Genomic DNA, 16,958 nt, shown 5'->3' on the forward strand with positions numbered 1-16,958 from the left:
CCTACGAACGTCTCGATCACTCCTTGGCGGCTGCAATCAAGCGATCGAACGCGCCGGAGGCCGCATGGCGATGAGCGTACGTGCCGACCGTCCGATACTCGGTCAGTCCGTCGTGGTCGCCGTCGATACCGTCCCCGCGCCGTACGCGAAACGCGAACCGGGCGTCGACGTCGACGTCGGTAGCCGAGTCACCCTCCGGCGTGAGCGCGTGGTCGGAGTAGTGGAACTCGTGGCCGCGGTGGCGCTCGCCCGCCCGCACCGTGGGAGCGTCCTGCGTCGCCTCGAGTTCGACGTGATCGAGCGCCTGATACCGGTCGCACATGCGAACGCGTCCCGGAAGGACACCGGCCATCTCGTGGGTCTCCCCCTCGGCCGTGGTGAGCGACTCGGCCAGGGCCATGAACCCGCCGCACTCGCCCAGGACGGGGACGCCTTCCGCGGCCCGCGCTGCGATCGTCTCCATCGCGGGCGAGCGCTCGAGCGCGTCCGCGTGGAGCTCCGGGTAGCCGCCGGGCAGATAGACGGCGTCACACTCGGGGAGGTCGTCGCCGTCGACCGGCGCGAACGGAGCGATCGTCGCGTTCGTGGCGAGCCGTTCGCGCACCGCGGGATAGACGAATCGGAAGGCCGAGTCGCTGGCGACGGCGATCGTCGGTCGTTCCGTCGCGCCGTCGTTGGTTCCGTTCTCACCACCCTCGTGGCCAGCGGTTCCGGACACACCAGGGGCCCCGACCGGATCCGGACGGATCGGGCGGCGAGCGACCTCCAGGAGCCCCTCGACGTCAAGATGTGCGGCGACCGACGAAAGCGTCTCCCCGTCGATCGGCGCCTCGTCACCCATTCGCAACCCGAGGTGGCGATCGGGGATCTCGAGGTCCTCCGCGGGCGGGATCCGCCCGAGGTATCGGATCCCGTCCGGAAGCGACTCGCGGATCCCCGACTCGTGGCGGCCGCCGTGGGCGCGCTGGGCGATGATCCCGGCCACCTCGACGCGCGGCGCTTCCGTCGCGTCTCGGACGTTCTCGGGCAGCCTGAGGTGGTCGGCGTACTCGCGAAAGCCGAGGGCGGTCGCGCCGACGCTTTCCATCCCGGCGCTCGCGTCGACGACGAGAACGACCGGGAGGCCGAGCGCCGCCGCGGTCGCCGCCGTCGAGGTGACGCTGCCGTCGTAGAGGCCCATCATCCCCTCGACAACGGCCACGTCGCCGTCCCCGCGAGCGAGGTTTCGCCGGACGCCTTCCGTACCCTGCATCCACGTGTCGAGCGTTCGGGAGGGTCGCTCGGCGATGACGGCGTGGTGGCTCGGGTCGATGTAGTCGGGTCCCGCCTTTGCCGGGAGCGGCTCGCGGCCCGCGTCCTCGAGGGCGGCGATCGTCGCGAGGGTCGCCACCGTCTTGCCGACGCCGGAGGAGGTGCCCGCGAGGACGATTCCCAGATCCGGACCGTCCGCGGTCGAGCGCGTTGTCACGTCCGTTCGATCCGCGGACGCGAAGTTGACCCTTCCGGTCGTCCGCGAGCTTCCGATCGTCCGCGAGCTTCCGATCGACCACGATCTTTCGATCGTCGTCGAACCGACGAGGTATTCGACACGAACGTTTATCCACGATAGCGGCCTACGAATAGCTGACTGCGCCGCCGGGCGGGGGAGGCGATCACCGCCGGAGGGCGAGGACGACACACATGACCCTACAGCAACGAATCGAGACGTACCTCGAGACGGTCGAGGAGTGGCTCCACGGGCTCTATCACGGAATGATCGAGCACCCGTCCTTCGAGAAGATCGAAAAGGAGGCCGAGGATGCGGCGGACGTGTTCATGTTCGCCTGCTTCGCGGACGCGTTCGGCATCCCGAGCCCGATATCGTACTACACGGCGGAGCTCCTGCCGTACCTCTCCGAGGAGTTCCTTGCGTGGGAGCGTCGCATGTGGGACCGCGGATCGCTCATCGAACGCAAGGGCCAACAGTACCACTTTTGACGATGCGAAAGTTCGTCTTCTTCGGCGGCAAGGGAGGGGTCGGAAAGACGACCGTCTCGAGCGCCTACGGACTGAAGTGTGCGGAACGCGGCCTCTCGACCCTGCTCGTCTCCACGGATCCGGCCCACAGCACCTCCGACGTCTTCGACCAGGAGTTCGGCGACGAGCCCACGCCGGTCGAGGGCCACGAGAACCTCCACGCGATGGAGATCGACCCGGAGGCCGAGATCGAACGCCACATGAACGAGATCCGCTCGTCCATGGGCGATCAGGTGAGCCCGGCCATCGTCAACGAGATCGACAGACAGATCGAGTTGGCCCACCGAACGCCGGGCGCCTACGAGGCGGCGCTCTTCGACCGGTTCATCGAGGTGATGCGCGAGAGCGACGGCTACGACCGCGTCGTCTTCGACACCTCTCCGACGGGGGGAACGCTCCGGCTGTTGGCGCTGCCGGAGTTCCTCGAGTCGTGGATCGACCGGCTCGCCGACAAGCGCCGCGAGAGCGTCGACCTCTTCGAGAAGGCGGCGATCGGCGACAGGAAGGCCAGGGCACGACTGGAGGACGACCCCATAATCGCCCGGCTCGCGGACCGCAAGGAGAAGTTCGAGTTCGCGGGACGGACGCTCCGTGAGAACGCCGCCTTCCACCTCGTGTTGAACCCCGACGAGCTGTCGATCGAGGAGTCCCGCCGAGCGATCGACGAGCTCGAGGCGGTCGGCCTCTCCGTCGACGGACTCGTCATCAACAAGGTGGCGCCCAAGCCGGACGACGACGAGACCGGGACCGGCGCCGACTACCTCCGGGAGCGACACCGCACCGAACGCGACCGGCTGGAGCGGATCCGATCGGAGTTCTCGGAGCCGATAGCGGCCACGATCGAACAGCGGGTCTCGGAGATCAAAGGCGATCTGCTCGAGGAGATCGCGGCCGAACTCGGGATCGAGGTGGAGACCGCGGAGGCGACGGCGAGCGTGTGACGGGAGGTCGGCGTTTCGGTGGCGTGGATCCGGGCGAGAACTCCCGATACCGGTGAACCGGGATCGATAAATCCGACACCGGTGTGTGTTCACCATCACCATAATGATTATAAGGGTTTTTCACACAATTAGGATGCGAGTACACCTATGGTACAGATACTGTGGCTCATCGTCGCGTCGTTAGTGACCTTCTCGGCCGGATATCTGGCGTATTCGAGGTATCTGGCGCAGTTCGTGGATCTGGACGACGACCGGGAGACGCCGGCACATAAATACGAGGACGGACAGGAGTACGTCCCCTCGAAGAAGCCGGTGTTACTGGGACACCACTTCTCGAGCATCGCCGGCGGTGCTCCGATCGTCGGCCCGATAACGGCCGGCGCGATCTGGGGGTGGCTCCCGGCGCTGGCGTGGGTCGCGATCGGCAATCCGCTCATGGGCGCGGTGCACGACTTCATGTCGCTTTCGAGCTCCGTGCGACACGAGGGGAAGTCGATCGGCTACATCATCGGCGAGTACGTCGGCGAGGGGGGCAAGAACATGCTGCTTTGGTTCGCGTTCCTCACCATCATCCTGGTCGTGGGGGTCTTCGCGCTCGTGGTCGGAATCGTGTTGAACGCGTATCCGCAGGCCGCGACCGCCAGCCTCGTGTACATCGGGCTGGCGTTCCTCTTCGGCGTGTACCTCTATCAGCTCGACGGGCCGCTCATTCCCGGAACGGTCCTCTTCGTCGCCGGCGTCTTCGCCGGCGTGTGGGTGGGCATTCAGTACCCCCTCGCGCTGTTCGAGCTGGCCGAGGGGTCCCACCCCGCCGGAACGATCGTTCTGCTGGGCGGAACGGGCACCTGGATCCCGGGTGCGGGCGTGCTCGGCGGCAACACCGCCGCGTGGATCCCGGTGATCCTCCTGTACGCGGCGATCGCGAGCGCCCTTCCCGTCTGGGTGCTGTTGCAGCCGCGTGATTACCTCTCGTCGTTCCTGCTGTATGCGGGGGTCGGCGGTGCGCTCCTCGCGGTGATCGTGGGAACGCTTCTCGGAACGTCCACGCAGCCGCTCGTGGTCTCGGACAGCATCAACGCCTTCGAGGGGTTCTTCGGCGTCGACGCGGTCGGCGTCTACCCGCTGTTCCCGCTACTGTTCATCACGATCGCGTGCGGGACGATAAGCGGGTTCCACTCGCTCGTCTCCTCGGGGACGACCGCGAAACAGCTGAACAAGGAGAGCGACGCGCGTCTCATCGGCTACGGCGGCATGCTCGCCGAGGGACTGCTCGCGACGACCGCCATCGTCACGCTCGCCGTGGCCGGATTCGCCTCCGACGCCGCCGCCGGCGGGATCGGCGGCGCGCTGCCGAACTTCGCGGCCGGCGGCGGGATCATCCTCACGAGCTTCGGGATCCCCGAAGCGTACGGGGCACCGTTCATGGCGCTCGTGCTCGTGAGCTTCCTCCTCACCTCCACGGACACGGCGGCACGGCTCGGCCGATACATGATGGAGGAGATCGTCGGAACCCCCGGAAGCGGCGTCGACACCGGGCTCTCCGGCGGAATCGGAGCGTTCGCTCGCGGGCGGTACACGAATCCGGTCATCCAGTGTGGGCTGGCGTACCTGCTCGTCATCTCCGGTCAGTGGGCGACGCTTTGGGCGCTCTTCGGCGGCGCGAACCAGCTGCTCGCCGCGCTCGCGCTGTTGACCGGCACCGTCTGGCTCGCCAACTGGGACCGCTCCAAACAGCTCGTGAGCACGGGCGCACCGATGGCGATCATGGTCACGATCACGGTGCTCGGCCTCGCGTGGATCACGCTGTATGAGAACCTGCTTTTGAACATCATCCAGGGCGGAGCCGAGGGCCTCGGGTCGATGATCTCCTCGGGCGTTCAGATCGTGCTCGGACTGGTCCTCATCTTCCTCGCGTTGTCGCTCGTGCGCATCGGCTACGCCAACATCACGAGCGCGCGAAAGGGAGGCACCTCGGTGCAGCCGGGCGACGACTGAGGACGACTGACGACGATCTCGTCCGCCACCGGCGGACGTCCCCACCGTTTTTTACGTCCCCATTTTCAGTTTCGGTTTCGCAACCAGTTCGCCACGCGGGAGAGTGTTCCTCGGGGTTCCGTCGACGATCCTCGTTCCGCGGACGTTCCGTCCTCCCAGAGCGTGAACGCCTCGACGACGGCCGCGAGTTCGCTCGCGACGGCGTCCTCTCGATCGGGTGAGACGACGGCGAGGTTCACCTCGTAGTGGCCGTAGTATCCGAAGCGCAGCAGGGTCCGATCCCTGAAGCCGTCGACGTACGAGCGGACGTCATCCGGAATCTCGGGCGTAACGGTCACGAAGGTGAACTCGGTCACCTGATGGGTCTCGTCGGCTTCGATGCGGTCGTCGGCGATCGCGTGTCCCGTCTCGACGAGGCGATCGAGCTCGTCGGGCGAGACGGTCGAACTCCGGCGAACGAACACGTGTTCGCGCGATTCGTGGTTGGCCCAGTTTATCGACCGGTGAAGGAACTGCCGCTGGTTCTCGACGGCCAGGAGGCCGTACAGGTCGAAGCGCTCGCGACCCGCCCGATGATCCGCTTCGAGGTCGTAGCTGTACCGGAGCCTGCGGGCGACACGACGCAGGTACTCGTCGCCCAGCTCGGGAACGCCGACGTCCGCGTCGACGCCGTCAGCATCGGACTCGATGCCGCCACCCCCGACCTCGCTTCCGCCAACTTCGCTCCCACTTCCGTCGACTTCGACCTCGCCGCCGTTCACGACGGCGTCAACACCGGCCCCGGCGGAATCCTCGGAGGGCTCGCCGGTAGCGTCGGCTTCGACCCCCGCCGACTCCTCGCGCGTCGCGTCCGGTTCGCTCATCGTGTGAGGGTTGGCCACCGGACACCTAAAACGTCGCCCCTCGACTGCGGGATCCACCACCCCTCGGAAACCATCAGGAACGTTTATGTAAATACCGGCTCGATGTACGACACGGTACCATGAGTAAACGGAGGGAGGCCTGTGGCCGGTGCGGGCTGAGCAGCGTCGTCGACGCGTCGAACGACGGCGATTCCGACCCGTTCGGCGACGAACGCATCAAGGTGTCCGAGGAGGACGCGAGGCGGATCTCGCCGAGCGCGTGGATCGCCGGCGTCGTGGAGCGACTCGACGACGCCGCGATGGGGCTGACCTATCGTCGTTGACCTCGGCGACGCCACCCCCGAGGTCGATCCCGGACCTTCCAGCGTTCGAACCGGTCTTTTTTCGACGCCGAACCCGATCGGCGTCGACGGTTCGCGATCCGAATCGCCACCCACATCGAACCCAGATCGTTCCGTACGACGGGTGCCTTGGTACGTGCGTGAGGCGGGTGGGAGCGTCCGTGAGACGGGTGGCCATGACCGCGCGCGACCGATCGTCGTCGTCGATCCGCCTCGAAACCGGCGGAGATCACGGTGAATCGAGGAACTGAACGGCGTGTCGACGTCATCCTAAATAACGTCTTAGAACGCCCGATAAAATTTCTAAGCGTTTCTAATCGGTTTGTGAAAGGTAATCGCCCGGCGTAAAACGTCGTTGAGAGTCGTTAATCCACGTGAATCTACGCTAACGCTCGTTCCATTATATAGGGGTGGCAGTCCGTGTACGAATCGAGGCAGGTGACACAGATGTCGAACACTACCCTCCGATCGAACGCGCCGCTCCCGACGCGGCTCCGCCGGCGAACCGGCGACCAGCTCCGGGCCATCGCGTTCTGGGCTGCGGTGCTTTTGCCCCTCACGTACATCCCGGTCCTCCACGGGATCGTCGTGGAAGCAAGCGCACAGCTCTTCGTGGGCCTGCTCGGGCTCAACGTCGTGTGTGCGATCGTTGGCCACGAGCACGGGATCAACCACGACGGCCGCGAACGCGATGCCCGAATGCAGCGACGGACGAATGGAACGTCGACGACCGACGCGAGCGAGATGACCGCCACGGAGTCACGATCATGAGCACGAACACCACGACCACCACGGACGGAGCGTACGGGTCCCCGAAAGCACGCCGACTCGCGGAGTTCCTCCGTGAGGAGGCGAAGAGCGGCGAGATATACGTCAAAAGCAAGTTCATCTCCGAGGACGTCGGACTCTCCCCGAAGGAGATCGGCGCGTTGATGATCCAGCTGCAGGGTTCGATCCCGGACCTCGAGATCGAAAAGTGGTCCTACACCGGCGCGACGACCTGGCGCATCGCGCCGCAGTAGCGAGCCCGACCTCGCCTGCCACCCGCCGCCCGCTCCCCATCTCCGATCGACCGTCTCAAGAGGACGGCATTCCCGATCACGTGAAGACGGCTCCGTTTCCCGTTTCCCCGTTGCCAACCTCTTCCGATACCGACAGCCGTCTCGGTACAACGACAGCCACCCCTGTACAACGACAGCTGCGATCGCGAACACCGAGATTCGGCGCGTCACGCGCCATGCATCGTCGTTTCGACGCCGTCACGTCCGGCGATCGACGTGGATGGTACCGCGGGACGTGGGCGGACCGGAACGGAACGCTTTTATTGGTCCCTCGGGTTAGAAACGAATGCGAAGAACGCACCGGTAGTGTAGTGGTATCACGCAACCTTGCCATGGTTGCAACCCGCGTTCAAATCGCGGCCGGTGCATTTCTCACGTGACTTCGTCCTTCGGAGGGCCCTCTATCGTCGCGGCCGTCTCGATCCGAACGATGCCGCGGGTATCACACAGGTCGTCGACCGCCTCCTCGGGAAGTTCGATCGAGTAGGTGTCGAACCCGAGTTCCCGGTCGAAGGTGCCCTCAAGCTCCGCGACCGTTCGACGGAGGGCGTCGGCGTCGACGTCGTCCGAATCGGGATCGATCTCGACGACCAGCGCGATGGATCGCCCGGGTTGCGGGTCAAAGCGAACGCGTCGAACCGGGTGTGAGAGGTACATGTACGCGTCGGGTAGGACGCGTCGGTGGAAAAGATCCCCGTCCGATTGCGGTGGTCCGGACACCATCCGATCCACTCCCCGGATCCGGGGTCCGTTCCTTTTTACTCGTGGAACGTGGAACCTCAATGATGACCTCCGCGCGCGATCCGGACGCGAGCGATCCCGGTGGCGATCTCGACGTCGACGCGGTCTCGAAACTCGAGTTCGACCGCCGTCCGGAGACCGACCAGTCCTTCGAGAACGCGCTCGCGAAGGCTCGAGACGGCGACCGGCTCACGGTGGACGACGGGATCGAACTCATCACGACCGGCACGGACGTGGCGGGGATCGATCCCGAGCGCAAGGAGGCGGTCCTCGAGATCGCGGACCGACGGCGCGCGGAGACGGTCGGCGAGGAGGTCACCTTCGTGGCCAACCTCAACAACAACGTGACGACGGCGTGTAACACGGGGTGTCTGTTCTGCAACTTCAAGGACTCCGCACACGCCTTCGAGGCCGAAAGCGGGATCGACCACCCCGGATTCACCAAGACGCCGGCGGAATCGCGCCGGATCGTCTCCGACGCGCTGGAGTTCGGGATCTCCGAGGTGTGTTCGGTCTCTGGGCTCCACCCCGCCTTCGCGCTCAACGGGGAACACCACGATATCCTCGAGTCGTACGCCGATCCCGAACGCGAGGTGAACTACAAACCCCCCGCGGCGTACGCGACCGATCCCGGCACCTACCGCGAGCAGATGGCCGCGATGTCGGTCGACGACGTGCATCTCCACTCGATGACGCCGGAGGAGGCCTACCACGCGAAGCGCGGAACCGACTGGAGCTACGAGGACGTCTACCGCGAGCTCGAAGCGGCCGGCCTCGACAGCGCCCCGGGAACGGCGGCGGAGATCCTCGTCGACGAGGTCCGCGACGTCATCTGTCCCGGAAAGATCCGAACCGACGACTGGGTGGCCGCGATGGAGGGGGCGATGGCGGCGGGCCTCGATACGACGGCCACCATCATGTACGGCCACGTGGAAAACGCCGCCCACCGCGTCGAACACCTGCAGGTCGTTCGCGACCTCCAGGACCGCACCGGCGGTATCACGGAGTTCGTCCCGCTCTCGTTCGTCCACGAGAACACGCCGCTCGCCGAACACGGCGTCGTCGACGGCGGCGCCAGCGACGCCGAGGACGAGCTGATGATCGCGGTCTCGCGGCTCTTCCTCGACAACGTCGCCCACGTCCAGTCCTCGTGGGTCAAATACGGCGACGAGAAGGCGCTCAAGCTGCTCAACTGCGGCGCCGACGACTTCATGGGGACGATCCTCTCCGAGGAGATCACGAAACGCGCCGGCGGCGAGTACGGCGAGTACCGCAGCTTCGAGGACTACGTCGACATGGTGAACGCGATCGGTCGCATCCCGGTCGAGCGATCGACCGACTATCGAACCCGCCACCCGATCGATCCGGACGACGGACCGTACGGACCGACGATCGGCCCGCGAGCGGACGGAACGCCGATGCTCGCGGGTCGGGACCGCGAACTCGGGAGGTCCGGGTCGGTGAATGCGGACGACTGAGGAGTGATTTCGTTCCCACGTGTCGTTGCAGTTGTCGATGACAGCGGAGCTCACGGACAACCCATCCGAACGAAAAAATGAAACTCGAGGTTCGGAACCGAACGCTACTCGGCGTAGCGACGGGCGATTAACGCACTACCGATCAGCGCGACGACGGCCATCACGCCGGTGAATCCCGGGATCCATTCCTCGGTCGTTTCCGGAGGCTCCTCGGTGTCGTCCGGCGGCTGGTCGGTCGTCTCCGCCGTATCCACTGCGTTGACCGTGATCGACGTCGTCACGGTGTCGGTTTCGCCGGCATCGTTCGTGACGGTCAACTCGACGTCGTACTCGCCCGGCTCGTCGATCGTCGTCGAGACGGTTTCACCGCGGAGCGACTCGTCGGCGATCGACCATTCGTAGGAGACTACCTCCCCGTAACGGTCGTCGGAGCCGCTTGCGTCGAGTTCGACGTCCTCGCCAACCTCGACGGTCGTCGCGGACGCCTCAATGGACGCGGTGGGTTCCGACACTGCGCTCACCGAGAAGTATGAGAATCCGGGCGTCTCGGCTTCGAGAACGACGTCGTCATCGGTTCGTTCTACGACCTCGGTGTCGAGGGGTTGCCAGTCACCCTCCGCGTATCGGTTCACACGAAGATCCTCGGCGACGGCGTCCACGTCGTCGAGGGTTGATTCGGACACGCTCGTGCGGACGGTTCCGGAGGTGTCAGTTGCCTCGTCCGGAACCGTGATCTGTACGACTGAAACGGACGCACCCGGTGAGGGTCCGGTCTCTCCGGGTTCACTTTCGAGATCCGCGACGGTGACCTCGCCGTCGACCTGATCGCTTTCGATGCGGATCTCCTCGACGGAGGTCGCCTCGGGTGTCGCCACCGTCTCGGCGGTTTCCTCGTCGACCTGCGTTGCGACCGTCTCTACTGCTTCGACGGCGACGTCATCCGGAACCGACTCGGGAACGTCATCCTCTTCGTCCCCATCGTCGGACGGCGCGGCTCCACCGCCGCCTCCACCGGCACCATCGTCACCGTCATCGCCTTCCTCGCTGTCGCTTCCGTCATTTCCATCGTCCTCTCCGCCGTCGGATTCGCTTTCGACGACGATCGTACTGGAGGCGGTATCCGTTTCGCCGGCATCGTTCGTGACGGTCAACTCGACGTCGTACTCGCCCGGTTCGTCGATCGTCGTCGTGGCGGTTTCCCCAGTGAGCGTTTCGTCGGCAACCGACCACTCGTAGGAGACGATCTCTCCGTGCTCCGTCGTCGATCCACTTGCGTCGAGGCTGATATCGGAGCCGGTCTCGACGGTTTCGGAGTCGAGCGAAAGATCGGCAACGGGTTCACTAACCGCGCTCACGGCGAAGTAGGAGAACCCCGGTGTTTCGGCTTCGAGAACGACGTCGGATGCAGTCTGCTCTGCGACGTTTGTGTCGAGAGTCTGCCACTCGCCGTTTACGAAGCGGTTGGCACGGAGGTCTTCAGGATTCGCATCGATCTCGGAGAGTCGATCGTTCGAGACGCTCATCCGGATCGTTGCTGAGTTATCACTCGCCGTCTCTGGCACTTGTATCTGTGTCACCGATACGGAATCACCCGGTGCCGGACCAGTTCCGGCAGGCTCCGTATCGAGTTCGACGACGTTGACTCCCCCGGAGAGTTCGTCGGAGTCAGGTGAGAACTCGATCTCACTCACAGGCGACTCGGGATCCTCGGCCTCGAGCGACACCGTCGGGTTCCCTGTCGCCGGATCAGTCTCGATGGGTGCTGCGACTTCGAGCACGACTTCCGCGTCACCTCGGTCGATCTCTTCGTCCGCATCATCGACGGGAACGCCGGTGAACGACAAATCGACTTCCTGTACCGCTCCGGATTCCCATTTGACGGTCTCCTCGGCGGAAGCACCGCGAACACGGAACGCCACCGTGTCGCCGCTCGAGGCATCCTCGACGACGAGTTTCTCATCGAAGGCATCGGGTCCGCCGAAGCTTCCCTCCTCACTTACAGTGATCGTGTCGGCGACCTCGCCGTTGACGACCGCCTCGATCTCGGTTCCGGTCGAAATCGGCTCACCGTTAACCGTCGCACTACCGTAGTAGGCGGCGGGTACGTCCGGCGGGCTATCGTCGTGGCTGTCCGCGACCGCGACCCCGACAGCTGTCGGGGCCGCAAGTGCGGCCAGCGCGAGGGCGATCACCAGGACGTTTCGCGTTGAGATCTGGCTCATCAACTACTCTGAGAAAGCGCGCTCTGTTCTTGATCCTGTGTCGGATCGACGACCACGGTCGCCCCGATCTCGCCATCGTCGGTCGCGAAGACCCAGTATCCACGGAACGGACCGACGTTCGACGAGCCGACGAGCGTCTCGTCACCGGCCACGTCGTAGGGGACGCTATCGGGACCGGACATCGGATTCACGACGCGTTCGACCGATGCCGTCGAAGCCGAGAAGGCCTCATCCGAACCGCCGGACTGGGGCGCACCGATGTAGTTCCACCCGGCCTCGAGGTCCGCGGAGGTCATCGACGGCGCGACGCCGTCATCGGACTGATACTCGAAGGAGATGTGGAGATCCTCCTCTCCCTCGTTGATCACGACGAAGGCGTCAAGGGCGTTGACGTCCTGATCGGCGATCTGGGAGCCGGTCTGCCACTCGTTGCCGTCGTGCGCGTAGACGACGCCGTCGACGTCACCGAATACCTCGCTCACAGTTCCGTTGACCGGTGCGGGGAACGCCACCGCGTAGGCGTTTCCGTCCGCGGGTACCGTCAGATCGTGGCCGAACTCCGTCGTCTCGGAGGGCGTGTCGACGGAGAGCTGATCGGGTTGGGTCGTCAAGAACGGATCGTAGGTGACGTCTCCCTCGATCCCGTTGCCTGCGGCCGCGTTCGGCCCTTCGGAGTGGTTCCAGTAGTTGAGCGTGGCGTCGAGTGTGTGTTCGTACTCGGACGCGTTCACCGCAAATTCATCGGCGCTTACGTTGTTCCGTCGGATCGTGACGTCCGCCGTTGCGCTTGACTCGACCAGAATGCCGGTCTCGGTGCTCTCGATCGTGTTGTTGGTGACTGAGACATTATCCCCGGAGATGTCGATTGAGCGTTCCTGTTGGAAGTTACCGCGCTCAGTGTACTCGGAGTCGTTGACGGTGATCGTATTGTTCGTAATCACCATATCGTCGGTATTCCAGCCAGAGATTCCTTGTACACCGGTGTCGATCGTGTTGTTCGCGATGTAGGATGCAATGGCATCGCTACCCGAGCTTTGTCCGATTCCAGTCACATCACTATTTATGACGTTTGATTCGACTGTTGCAGAGTCACTTGTGAGTTGAACGCCTCCGTTGAATCCGGTGAATTCATTTTCAGATATTTTTGCATTACGCCCTTCAACCCAGACAGCATACCCATCTCGAGAGTTGAAATCGCTAGTGCTTGGCCCATCGAATACCGAATTATTAATTGTAACTGATTCTCCCGTTATTTTTACTGCATTTTCTTTGTTTAGCTCTTCGAATTCCACACCATTCACAATTACACTATTGGCATTTATGTCATGGTTCCCCACGATAGTTGCTTCTGATTCGTCACTACGATCAGTACGATCACCGGATACACCCGCGTAAGGTCCTCTGATTATCACTTCTGTGTTGATTGTTAGAGATTCTTGATAATCTCCGGAATTGATATTGACTGTTTGTCCGGATCCAACAAAAGTGATAACCGGTTGTATCTGGTTAGATAACGCCTCTGAGCTCGTTACACTAAGACCATTCTCACCGAGTTCTACAGAATCATTCTTGAATATAGTTACGACGTTATCACTTTTATTGACACTATCAAGAATGCCACTAAAGTCGTTATTCTTTATTTTACTCTCGCTCGCCTCATGTTCCAATCCAACACCATCTTTGGGAGTAGCGTCAATAGCGCTTGTACTCCCCGAAAATGTGTTGTTTGTTATATTAACCTCCGTTGAGCCCCGATCAGATCCGTACGATCTCTCACCACCAATAAACACTAATTTATTGGCAGTTGCACCCTCTACGGTCGTGAATGTGTTTTTTTCATACGTGACGTTTTTAGTATTACCACCATGGAATACAGCATATCCGTCATTAGGTGCCTTGATTGTATTATTGATGAATTTAATATTTCTTTGCGGATTATCGGAGCTCCCGCCAGTCTGAATATCTAGTGCTTGAGATCCTTCGGTGGTCTGCTGAATAACGAATCCATCAACCGTAAGTCCAGAAACAGAGCCGACTGGCTCTCCTTCTGCCTCGCTAGGAAGGTAAATACCACCCTCAATTGTTGGATCGGCATCCGACGCAGATTTAAGCGTAATACCGTCCGTCGTTATCGTTACGCCACTGTAGGTTCCTTCTTTGACAATGAGTGTATCTCCAGTATTTGCAGCATCAATCTTATTTTGCAAGTCATCGCTATTGCCAACAGCAACTTCTGCCGCCGCCGCACTTCCCGCAAATCCCGTACTCAACGCGGCCACCGACAGCACCATCACGGCGGCCAGAAACACCGCGCGCGATCGCTTCCGGAAGGTTCGTTCGTCGGTTGTCATGCCTGTACTACCCCCACACCATTGGGACGGGACCGTCGGTACGGCCCGTCGATCGTCCTGTTTCGAGTCATTCTCGGAAGTACCGTATGCCGACGAAACCGGGACCGATCACGGATCCACATCACGTTCCGCTCGCTCGAGCCCTGTCGGCATATACCGTTGGTATCTACCAGCGTAGTATAAAAATTTGGGAGCAGGAGAGATGGGTCGGGACCCGAAAGCGTGCGGACACACGATGTCGAATACGGGGATCGTTTCTGAGAGCGTAGTGACGAGCCTAGATCGAACCGCCCTCCGGACTTACATCCAGGATTCGACACTTCCGAACGGTATCGGCATTGCTCGTCGACGAACGAACACCGACGGAGGAGATACGGAGCCGATCTACCGTGCCTGCAGTTCGCGTTCGATCAGCTCGTCGAAGTCAGTCTCGTCACACTCGTAGGCTTCCCGATTCTCCGCGACGACGCGTCCCTTCTCCGTGATCACGTAGAGTCCGCTGTTCGGGGCCGGTCCGATGCGTTTGAGGAGGCCGTAATCCGCCAACACCGGGAGCCGGGTGTTGATGTACGAACGGTTTCGGTCGAGAACGTACGCGAGGTTCGCCGCGTTGTTCCGCCGACCATCCGAGAGGGCCTCGAGGATGTCGAAATCGGTCGGAACCGTAATCCGCATTATGCGGGGTACCACATACGAATATAAAGTCCTTTTTGATCATCGTTCGGATTATAGACGATCTGAGAGGAATTTTCGACGATCGTTTTTCGTTTCGACACCCGACCCGATGAATCCGAGACGAACGACCATCCTCGAGCAGACCGTACCGCGACCATCCGGAAATCCGCTCACGGTTCATCTTGAATCCGCTCCCGTTCCTCCGTGAGATCGACCAGCACCCGTTCGTGGTCTCGACCGTCCAATCGAGGCAACCCTCAACCATCTCTTGTGGCGGGCTGTGGCGTGTCTATTCTCTCACGTTTCGGAACCGATACGCGACCGTGTCATCGTGATCGGCGAGACCACCCATCCGCGTCACGATCGATCACGACGTCGAACAAACCGGATAACGCTTCGACCGTCTCCTCGTCGTGAGCTGCAGGAGTCAGACGATATCGAGCGATCGCGTTCGCAGCGGTACAGCGCCCAGTCAGCTGCGAGAGGAATCGATATGCGGACTCGATGTCCACGTACTGCAGCAGCGTCGATATCGACTCGAACTGGACGTCGATCGGACGCCCCCGTTCGGCCCACTCGTCCACGCGTTCCGTGATGCGGATCCCGAGCGGCGTCAACGCGCCTGGAGAGTTCACGAACGCGGCCGAGAACGCGGATCGAGGGAGGTCGACGTCGCTCCCGTTCGGCAACGCGCACAGTATCACGCCCTCGGCTGGGTCCGCTCCGACCTGTCGATCCCACGTCTCGAGGCAGGACTTCGCCGATCGCGTGAGGGAGATCAACAGCACGTGACTCTCAGATGGATCCAAGACGGGGGCGTCCGGGAACTGGAACGGCGGCTCCGCTGCTCCCGTCGAACGATCGAGGACGAGCACGTTCGTGCCTGGATCGGGATCGAGTGGCGGATCGGGGGGCGATCGAGCCCCGGAATCCGGATTCATCGATCCTCGGGAGTTTCACGAGCCTCGTAGTCCTCGCAGTCCTCTCCGTTGAGCGTCGCCTTGGCCGTTCGGAGATCGTCGATGGCGCGTTCGTGACCGTGAATCGCGTCCTCGAGACACGTCTCGATCTCCTCGTGGTTCAGATCGAACTCGTCGTGAGTGACATAGAGGAGGTACTGCTCGAGGCTCGTGTTCGCGTGCGACTGGGCGTCGATGATCGCCTTCACTACGGTCCAGTCGATCTCGGAGGGTTCGTCGGGACTCACAAGCCCCCTCCGGATCGTTCGAATGCGCTTCCCCACGATTCGTTCGAGCGTCGGCGCGGTAACATCACGATGCTCTCGTCGCGTTGTTCCGTTTGGAACCTCACAGAGCGGCCACCCCTCCCATCATCATTCGACGATGACCGCGGATGTGCCGGCGACGTTTCATCTGACACGGATCGAACCGACATCACTCCCGGATACATCTCTCCCACACCGGATCATACCGATAGTACATACTATTAAGAACGTTACTGAACCACACCCATTTGTTGGGTTCTCACTGGTATCGGAATTATCCGTCTTCCTCGAGAGATGGGCCATCAAGTCATCGATCGTCCCGATTTCGACTCCGATAGACCGAGATACGACGGGAGTCGCGGTAGCCGTGAGCGAATTACCGTTCGCTCGCCACGACGCCCCATCACCGCAGGAGTGAATACCGTCGATCGATTACCGCCGATCGATCACGGATGATGGCCCCCACCCACGTCGTCCTCGGGCCCGTGTTGGCCCTCCCGCTGCTCGTCCTCGCCCCGGAGCTGGCGGCGACGGGCGCGCTCGCGGGAATTGCGGGCGGCATCCTCCCCGACCTCGATCTCTTCGTCGGCGAGCACCGGCGGACGCTTCACTACCCGCTTTTCTACTGGATCCCCACGATTCCGGCGGTCGGCCTGGCCGCGCTCGTTCCGACCGCGGCCACGGTCGCGATCGCGATGTGTCTGCTCGCCGCCGCGGTCCACTCCGTCGCCGACGCGCTCGGCGGCGCCCGGGAGCTCACCCCCTGGGAGGCAACCTCCGATCTCGGCGTGTACCACCACGTCGAGCGACGGTGGATCCCGCCGCGACGGATCATCAGATACGACGGCGCTCCGGAAGACGTGGCGCTCTCGTTCGTGCTTGCGATCCCGGGCGCGTTCCTCTTCGACGGGGGCGTCCGCCTCGCGGTCGCGATCGCCTTGATCGTCGCGGTCGTCTACGGGCTCATCAGAAAGCGCGTCCCGCGGTACATCGAGCCGATCGTCGAGTAGGGAGGGGACGGCTCCGTTACCGGACCTCTCGCGCCGATC

Annotated in this window: 16 protein-coding genes and 1 tRNA gene; 9 read left to right on the forward strand and 8 right to left on the reverse strand. The window is 62.7% G+C overall.

Annotated features, from left to right (window positions below; translation table 11 throughout):
* Positions 1-16 precede the first annotated feature (16 nt).
* Positions 17-1,468, reverse strand: coding sequence for a cobyrinate a,c-diamide synthase (locus tag ACFQE9_RS03575; RefSeq protein WP_379740435.1), 1,452 nt, complete (start codon positions 1,466-1,468; stop codon positions 17-19).
* Between the two features lie 212 nt (positions 1,469-1,680).
* Here ACFQE9_RS03575 and ACFQE9_RS03580 point away from each other — a divergent pair, with 212 nt between their 5' ends.
* The 3 genes from ACFQE9_RS03580 to ACFQE9_RS03590 all read left to right on the forward strand — a co-directional run bounded on the left by ACFQE9_RS03580 (position 1,681) and on the right by ACFQE9_RS03590 (position 4,952).
* A complete protein-coding gene (locus ACFQE9_RS03580; protein WP_379740438.1) occupies positions 1,681-1,977 on the forward strand; it encodes a DUF7990 family protein in 297 nt (98 codons plus the stop codon).
* 2 nt (positions 1,978-1,979) lie between these two features.
* Positions 1,980-2,957: an ArsA family ATPase gene (locus tag ACFQE9_RS03585; protein WP_379740441.1), complete on the forward strand. Its 978-nt coding sequence runs from the start codon at positions 1,980-1,982 to the stop codon at positions 2,955-2,957.
* Between the two features lie 147 nt (positions 2,958-3,104).
* Positions 3,105-4,952 (forward strand): carbon starvation CstA family protein, encoded by a 1,848-nt coding sequence (locus tag ACFQE9_RS03590; RefSeq protein WP_379740444.1) that lies wholly within the window; start codon positions 3,105-3,107, stop codon positions 4,950-4,952.
* A gap of 65 nt (positions 4,953-5,017) precedes the next feature.
* On the opposite strand, the gene ACFQE9_RS03595 is transcribed toward ACFQE9_RS03590, so the two are convergent.
* Positions 5,018-5,815: a DUF8052 family protein gene (locus ACFQE9_RS03595; protein WP_379740447.1), complete on the reverse strand. Its 798-nt coding sequence runs from the start codon at positions 5,813-5,815 to the stop codon at positions 5,018-5,020.
* 119 nt (positions 5,816-5,934) lie between these two features.
* Here ACFQE9_RS03595 and ACFQE9_RS03600 point away from each other — a divergent pair, with 119 nt between their 5' ends.
* From ACFQE9_RS03600 to ACFQE9_RS03615, 4 genes are all read left to right on the forward strand, one after another.
* Positions 5,935-6,138 carry a hypothetical protein gene (locus ACFQE9_RS03600; protein WP_379740450.1) on the forward strand — a complete coding sequence of 68 codons (204 nt, stop codon included), beginning with the start codon at positions 5,935-5,937 and terminating at the stop codon, positions 6,136-6,138.
* A 465-nt stretch (positions 6,139-6,603) separates the two neighbouring features.
* The gene (locus tag ACFQE9_RS03605) at positions 6,604-6,927 is read left to right on the forward strand and encodes a DUF8028 family protein (RefSeq protein ID WP_379740453.1); all 324 of its coding nucleotides are present in this window, start codon (positions 6,604-6,606) and stop codon (positions 6,925-6,927) included.
* A complete protein-coding gene (locus ACFQE9_RS03610) occupies positions 6,924-7,178 on the forward strand; it encodes a DUF7123 family protein (RefSeq protein ID WP_379740456.1) in 255 nt (84 codons plus the stop codon). The genes ACFQE9_RS03605 and ACFQE9_RS03610 overlap by 4 nt, the downstream gene beginning before the upstream one ends.
* Before the next feature lie 336 nt (positions 7,179-7,514).
* Positions 7,515-7,585: transfer RNA gene (locus ACFQE9_RS03615), tRNA-Gly, on the forward strand.
* Positions 7,586-7,589: 4 nt separating this feature from the next.
* On the opposite strand, the gene ACFQE9_RS03620 is transcribed toward ACFQE9_RS03615, so the two are convergent.
* A complete protein-coding gene (locus ACFQE9_RS03620; RefSeq protein ID WP_379740458.1) occupies positions 7,590-7,874 on the reverse strand; it encodes a hypothetical protein in 285 nt (94 codons plus the stop codon).
* 128 nt (positions 7,875-8,002) lie between these two features.
* Between ACFQE9_RS03620 and cofH the strand changes: the two genes are divergently transcribed.
* On the forward strand, positions 8,003-9,436 hold the full coding sequence (gene cofH, locus ACFQE9_RS03625) for a 7,8-didemethyl-8-hydroxy-5-deazariboflavin synthase subunit CofH (protein ID WP_379740461.1): 1,434 nt from the start codon (positions 8,003-8,005) through the stop codon (positions 9,434-9,436).
* A 104-nt stretch (positions 9,437-9,540) separates the two neighbouring features.
* Here the strand turns inward: cofH and ACFQE9_RS03630 are convergent, their stop codons facing one another.
* From ACFQE9_RS03630 to ACFQE9_RS03650, 5 genes are all read right to left on the reverse strand, one after another.
* On the reverse strand, positions 9,541-11,658 hold the full coding sequence (locus tag ACFQE9_RS03630; RefSeq protein ID WP_379740464.1) for a PGF-pre-PGF domain-containing protein: 2,118 nt from the start codon (positions 11,656-11,658) through the stop codon (positions 9,541-9,543).
* On the reverse strand, positions 11,658-14,009 hold the full coding sequence (locus ACFQE9_RS03635) for a surface glycoprotein (protein ID WP_379740467.1): 2,352 nt from the start codon (positions 14,007-14,009) through the stop codon (positions 11,658-11,660). Before ACFQE9_RS03635 ends, ACFQE9_RS03630 begins: the two co-directional genes overlap by 1 nt.
* Positions 14,010-14,393: 384 nt before the next feature.
* Positions 14,394-14,684, reverse strand: coding sequence for an ArsR family transcriptional regulator (locus ACFQE9_RS03640; protein WP_379740470.1), 291 nt, complete (start codon positions 14,682-14,684; stop codon positions 14,394-14,396).
* 326 nt (positions 14,685-15,010) lie between these two features.
* Positions 15,011-15,625 carry a DUF7504 family protein gene (locus ACFQE9_RS03645; protein WP_379740473.1) on the reverse strand — a complete coding sequence of 205 codons (615 nt, stop codon included), beginning with the start codon at positions 15,623-15,625 and terminating at the stop codon, positions 15,011-15,013.
* Positions 15,622-15,891 carry a DUF8103 family protein gene (locus ACFQE9_RS03650; RefSeq protein WP_379740476.1) on the reverse strand — a complete coding sequence of 90 codons (270 nt, stop codon included), beginning with the start codon at positions 15,889-15,891 and terminating at the stop codon, positions 15,622-15,624. The genes ACFQE9_RS03645 and ACFQE9_RS03650 overlap by 4 nt, the downstream gene beginning before the upstream one ends.
* Positions 15,892-16,364: 473 nt before the next feature.
* On the opposite strand from ACFQE9_RS03650, the gene ACFQE9_RS03655 reads away from it, so the two are divergent.
* Positions 16,365-16,919, forward strand: coding sequence for a metal-dependent hydrolase (locus ACFQE9_RS03655; RefSeq protein WP_379740479.1), 555 nt, complete (start codon positions 16,365-16,367; stop codon positions 16,917-16,919).
* Positions 16,920-16,958 lie beyond the last annotated feature (39 nt).

Source organism: Halopenitus salinus (genome assembly GCF_042662125.1).
Lineage (GTDB): Archaea > Halobacteriota > Halobacteria > Halobacteriales > Haloferacaceae > Halopenitus > Halopenitus salinus.